This is a genomic window from Arthrobacter sp. SO3, from assembly GCF_020532825.1.
Classification (GTDB): Bacteria; Actinomycetota; Actinomycetes; order Actinomycetales; family Micrococcaceae; genus Arthrobacter.
On the sequence record NZ_MQTS01000073.1, the window covers coordinates 20,080 to 25,741 of the forward strand.

A 5,662-nucleotide genomic window follows, 5' to 3' on the forward strand; every position below is an offset into this window, starting at 1 on the left:
GGCCTTCAGCCCCCGAAGGCGGCCGGCCTGCAGCCAGGCCGCCCAAACACTTGAGAACAAACCGACTCCCGCAAAGGAACGCAATGTCTTACTCACTCCAGCTGTACACCCTCCGCAACGCCATCCAGGAAGACCTGCCGGGCACCATCAAGAAGGTGGCCGACATCGGCTTCACCCAGGTTGAGCCCTACAACTTCGTGGCCACGGCCAAGGAACTGGGCGCGGCGCTCAAGGAGAACGGCCTCACCGCACCGTCCGGCCACGCTCCCCTGCTCAGCCAGGACCAGGACGAAATCTTCGCCGCGGCCAAGGAACTCGGCATCACCACGGTGATCGACCCCTACCTCCCGGCCGAGCACTGGCGGTCCGCCGGGGATATCCAGGCCACCGCGGCCAAGCTCAATGCCGCCGCGAAAAAGGGCGCCGAGTACGGCATCCGGGTCGGTTACCACAACCACGCCTGGGAGCTCGAGTCCACCATCGAGGGCCAGACCGCGCTCGAGTACTTCGCCGGCCTGCTGGACCCTGAACTGGTCCTTGAAGTGGACACCTACTGGGTTGCCGTGGGCGGCCAGGACCCCGTCGACATCCTGACCAAACTCGGCGACCGGGTGAAGTTCATCCACATCAAGGACGGCCCGCTCAACACGGACACCAAGGCCCAGCAGCCCGCGGGCCAGGGCAAGATCGCCGTCTGGGACGTCATCGGCGCCGCCAAGTCCCTGGAAGTAGGCGTCGTGGAGTTCGACGACTACTCCGGCGACATCTTCGAGGGCATCGCGGAGAGCCTGGCGTACCTGAACGCTGAAGCCAGCGAAGGCGCACGCGCATGAGCGGCGCAGGTTCCCGCCGCGGCCCGGTGGGGGTCGCCGTCATCGGCGCCGGCAACATCAGCAAGCAGTACCTCGATAACCTGACGGTCTTCCCCGACCTTAAGGTCCACGTCATCGCCGACCTTTTTGAGGATGCCGCCGCCGCGCGCGCCAAGGAGTACGGCATCGCGGAATCAGGCGGGGTGGACGCGGCCCTGAACCATCCCGACGTGGAAATCATCGTCAACCTGACCATCCCCGCGGCCCATGTGGAGGTGGCCACGGCCGCCGTTAACGCGGGCAAACACGTCTGGACCGAAAAGCCGTTCTCCCTGGACCGCGACTCCGGGCTCGGGCTGCTCAAGGCGGCAGACGCCGCCGGAATCCGGCTGGGCTGCGCCCCCGACACGTTCCTCGGCGCGGGGCTCCAGACCGCGCGGCGGCTGATTGAACGCGGCGACATCGGCATCCCGCTGACGGCGATGACCACGTTCCAGACCCCGGGCCCGGAATCCTGGCACCCCAACCCGGCCTTCCTCTTCCAGTACGGCGCCGGACCCCTGTTCGACATGGGACCGTACTACCTCACCGCGCTGGTGCAGACCTTCGGCTCCATCCGCAAGGTGGCCGCCGTCGGCTCCAAGTCCAAGGAAGTCCGGGTTATTGGGTCCGGGCCGAAAGCCGGCGAGGAATTCACGGTCGAGGTTCCCACCCACGTCAGCGCGATGGCCCAGTTCGAGAACGGCCAGTCCTCGCACAGCGTGTTCAGCTTCGAATCCCCCCGGCAGCGGATGGGGTTTGTCGAGATCACCGGCACCGAAGCCACCATCTCCCTTCCGGATCCCAACCACTTCGACGGCGAGCTGCGCCTCTGGCGGGCCGGCGACGAAGAGTGGACGGTCATCCCTGCAACCGGCCCGAGCCAGGGCCGCGGCATGGGCGTGCTGGACATGGCACGCTCCATCCGCGCCGGGGTTCCGCACCGCGCCACCGGCAACCTCGCCTACCACGTCCTGGACACCATGGTCTCCATCTCGGAGTCGATGGAATCCGGAACCTTCATCGACGTCGAAAGCTACGCCCCCGCCTCCGCAGCCCTCCCCGAGGACTGGGACCCCACCGCTTCCACCCTCTAGGAACCGTCATGACTTCCCAAGAATCCACGGACAACCCTGCCCCGCCCGGGCCCCCAGCCGGCACCGGATCGCCGCTGGGCGTGGCCATGATCGGCTACGCGTTTATGGGCAAGGCCCACTCGAACGCCTGGCGCAATGTGGCCAGCTACTTCGACGTGCCGGACTTCGACCAGCGTGTCCTGGTCGGAAGGGACGCGGCCGGAGTCGCCGAGGCCGCCGCCAAGTACGGCTGGGCGGAGTCCTCCACGGATTGGCGCTCGGTGATCAACCGCGACGACATCCAGATCGTGGACATCTGCGCCCCGGGCTTTATGCACGCGGAGATCGCCGTCGCAGCCCTCGCCGCCGGCAAGCACGTGCTGGTGGAGAAGCCGCTGGCCAACACCCTGGCGGAAGCCGAGTCGATGACCGCTGCGGCGAAATCGGCCCGCAACCAGGGCGTCCAGTCCATGGTCGGGTTCAATTACCGGCGCATCCCTGCCCTCGCCCTGGCCCGGGAACTGATCGTCGAGGGCCGGCTGGGTGTGATCCGGCACGTCCGGGTGGCCTATCTGCAGGACTGGCTCGTGGACCCTGAGTCGCCCATGACATGGCGGCTGAACAAGGACACCGCCGGGTCCGGTGCGCTGGGGGACATTGCCTCCCACGCCATCGACCAGGTGCTGTTCCTGCTCGGGGACCAGGTTACGGAGGTCTCGGGCCGGCTGCACACCTTCACCTCGCACCGCCCCGGCCGGGACGGTCTTGAAGAGGTGACGGTCGACGACGCCGCCTGGGCCACGCTCTCTCTCGCCTCAGGGGCCGTCGCCTCGGTGGAGGTCTCCCGGGTGGCCACCGGCCGGAAGAACTCACTCAAACTGGAGATCTACGGCAACAAGGGGTCCATCCTGTTCGACCTCGAAGACCTGAACGAACTGGGCTTCCTGGACGCCACCGTCCCGGCCCGGGAACAGGGCTTCCGGCGCATCCTGGTCAATGAGCCCGAGCACCCCTACGCCGCCGCCTGGTGGCCGCAGGGGCACGTGATCGGCTGGGAGCACACCTTTACCCATGAAATCCGTGACTTCCTCGTCGCGATTGGCAGCGGAAGCCAGCCCTCGCCGTCGTTCGAGGACGGACTGACAGTCCAGCGTATTCTGGCCGCGGTGGAGGAAAGTGCGGCGGCCAAGAGCTCCATCATCCAGCTGGCCGGCGTCCCCGCCGCCGCACCTGCTTCCCCCGCACCAACCGCCTTCCCCGAAGGAGCCTGACATGGCCCGCCCGTACACCCTGTTCACCGGCCAGTGGGCCGACCTGCCCTTCGAGGAAGTCGCGAAGCTGGCGTCCGGCTGGGGCTACGACGGCCTGGAAATCGCCGTGTCCGGTGACCACCTGGACGCCTGGCGCTGGGACGAGCCCGGCTACGTCGAGGCCAAGCTCGCCGTGCTTCAGAAGTACAACCTCAAGGTCTGGGCCATCTCCAACCACCTCAAGGGCCAGGCCGTCTGCGATGACCCGATCGATTTCCGGCACGAGGCCATCGTGGGGGCCAGGGTCTGGGGCGACGGCGACCCCGAAGGCGTCCGGCAGCGCGCCGCCGAGGAAATGCAGCACACCGCCCGGCTCGCCAAAGCCCTCGGCGTGGACACAGTGGTCGGCTTCACTGGCTCCTCCATCTGGCAGTACGTCGCGATGTTCCCGCCCGTCCCGGAAAAAGTGATCGAGGCCGGCTACCAGGACTTCGCCGAGCGCTGGAACCCGATCCTGGACGTCTTCGACGAATGCGGGGTCCGCTTCGCCCACGAGGTCCACCCCTCCGAGATTGCCTACGACTACTGGACCACCGTGCGCACCCTCGAAGCGATCGGCCACCGCGAAGCGTTCGGGCTGAACTGGGACCCCTCCCACTTCATGTGGCAGGGCATCGACCCGGTCTCGTTCATCTGGGACTTCAAGGACCGGATCTACCACGTGGACTGCAAGGACACGAAGCTTCGCCCCACCGGCCGGAACACCGTGATGGGCTCGCACCTGCCCTGGGGCGACCCGCGCCGGGGCTGGGATTTCGTTTCCGCCGGCCGCGGCGACGTGCCGTGGGAGTCGTCCTTCCGCGCCCTGGCCGCGATCGGCTACACCGGGCCCATTTCGATCGAATGGGAGGACGCCGGCATGGACCGGCTCCACGGCGCACCCGAAGCCCTCGCCGCGCTGAAGAAGTACGACTTCCCGGCGTCGAACACCTCCTTCGACGCGGCGTTCATGCAGTAACGGTCCACCGTCCACAGTTGTCATCGTCAGGAGCCTGGTCATGCCGGATGGCCCGCCCACGTCCGTCAGGCGCACAACCGCCGCGAAAACCACCATCACACCGCGCCAGCTTCTGCCCGGCCAGCGCTGCGAGGTGTGGATCGCGTCCGTCACCGGTGAATGCGAACTGGTGTTCTCCACTGTGGACGTGCTCCTTGAGGCGCCGAACTGGACTCTTGACGGCGCGGCACTGATCCTGAACGGCACCGGGAAGATGTGGCGCTTCGACGTCGAGAGCCGGACTATCAGCCAAGTGCCCCTCACCGGGATCCCGGACCTGAACAACGACCACGTCCTGGCGCCCGATGGCACCGGCATCTTCCTCTCGGCGAATGATGGCCACATCTACCGCGCAGAACTCGACGGCGGTGCGGCCGGGAGGATCACCGACAACGACGGGTCCTTTCATTTCCTGCATGGAGTGAGCCCGGACGGGCAGGAACTGGCCTACGTGGGCATCGAGGCCGGCAACTTCGCCCAGCCGGGCAAGCTCATGACCCTCCCCGCCAACGGTGGGGCCGCGACCCCGCTGAACGTCGACGGGCACTGCGACGGTCCCGAGTACTCTCCGGACGGCCAATGGCTGTACTTCAACACCGAAGCCTTCACCAGCAAACCGGGGCATGCCCAGCTTGCCAGGCTGAGTGCAAACGGCGGCAGCGGGCGGCCCGCGCAACCTGAGCGCCTGCTGACGAGCGAAACCGTCGACTGGTTCCCGCACCTCGCCCCCGACGGACAGCTGGCCAGCTACATCCGTTTCCGCGGCGGCACGGTGGGCCACCCCACTGACCTGCCGGTCGACGTCGTGCTTGTCTCAGCCGGCGACTGGACCACACCGCTGCACACATGGCACACCTTCGGCGGCCAGGGAACACTCAACGTCAACAGCTGGTCCCCCGGCTCGGAGCGGTTCGCCTACGTCGCTTACCCGTTGCACTGACCCCCGGGTGCCCGACACCGCCTTGCGGCAAGTACCGCCGCCTGTTGACACGGAACTCCGCGGGGTCCGATGCTGGGCTGATCCGGTATTGGTGACCCTCGGCGTGGTCGCCGCGATAGAAACCTTCCTCGACGAGCTGCTGGAAGCCCCGGAGTTCTGGTAATCCTTGCCTCTTGTGATCGCCGCGACGGAGCCCCTGACGAGCATCTACCGCAACCTCACCGGCTACGCCCACCTCGCTCCCGAGGTCATCGAGGGAAACCCGGACGAACTGACCCCGGCCGAATTGGCCGAAGCGGCGCGTGGCGTCCTCGACCGGATCTACTCGTCGGATCTTGTCGCTCTGCACCCCGACGGGCGCTCGGAACGGGAGCCCGGGTACTCGCTGTGCGGCGATCCGATCTGCCGGACATTGTGGAGGCGGTCGGAATCCTTCGTTACGCCATCTGATATTTAGCCCGGACCGGGTCCGGATTCATACCCGGGAC

At 67.0% G+C, this 5,662-nt stretch carries 6 protein-coding genes; all 6 read left to right on the plus strand.

What is annotated here, in order from left to right; genetic code table 11:
• Window positions 1–83: 83 nt before the first annotated feature.
• The 6 genes from BJQ90_RS07890 to BJQ90_RS07915 all read left to right on the plus strand — a co-directional run bounded on the left by BJQ90_RS07890 (window position 84) and on the right by BJQ90_RS07915 (window position 5,631).
• Window positions 84–833 carry a sugar phosphate isomerase/epimerase family protein gene (locus BJQ90_RS07890; RefSeq protein WP_226759745.1) on the plus strand — a complete coding sequence of 250 codons (750 nt, stop codon included), beginning with the start codon at window positions 84–86 and terminating at the stop codon, window positions 831–833.
• Window positions 830–1,948: a Gfo/Idh/MocA family protein gene (locus tag BJQ90_RS07895; RefSeq protein ID WP_226759746.1), complete on the plus strand. Its 1,119-nt coding sequence runs from the start codon at window positions 830–832 to the stop codon at window positions 1,946–1,948. The genes BJQ90_RS07890 and BJQ90_RS07895 overlap by 4 nt, the downstream gene beginning before the upstream one ends.
• Window positions 1,949–1,956: 8 nt before the next feature.
• The gene (locus tag BJQ90_RS07900; RefSeq protein ID WP_226759747.1) at window positions 1,957–3,198 is read left to right on the plus strand and encodes a Gfo/Idh/MocA family protein; all 1,242 of its coding nucleotides are present in this window, start codon (window positions 1,957–1,959) and stop codon (window positions 3,196–3,198) included.
• 1 nt (window position 3,199) lies between these two features.
• On the plus strand, window positions 3,200–4,195 hold the full coding sequence (locus BJQ90_RS07905; protein ID WP_226759748.1) for a sugar phosphate isomerase/epimerase family protein: 996 nt from the start codon (window positions 3,200–3,202) through the stop codon (window positions 4,193–4,195).
• A gap of 40 nt (window positions 4,196–4,235) precedes the next feature.
• Complete coding sequence (locus tag BJQ90_RS07910; protein WP_226759749.1) at window positions 4,236–5,174, plus strand: TolB family protein; 939 nt, start codon at window positions 4,236–4,238, stop codon at window positions 5,172–5,174.
• Window positions 5,175–5,349: 175 nt separating this feature from the next.
• Complete coding sequence (locus tag BJQ90_RS07915; RefSeq protein ID WP_226759750.1) at window positions 5,350–5,631, plus strand: hypothetical protein; 282 nt, start codon at window positions 5,350–5,352, stop codon at window positions 5,629–5,631.
• Window positions 5,632–5,662: the final 31 nt, after the last annotated feature.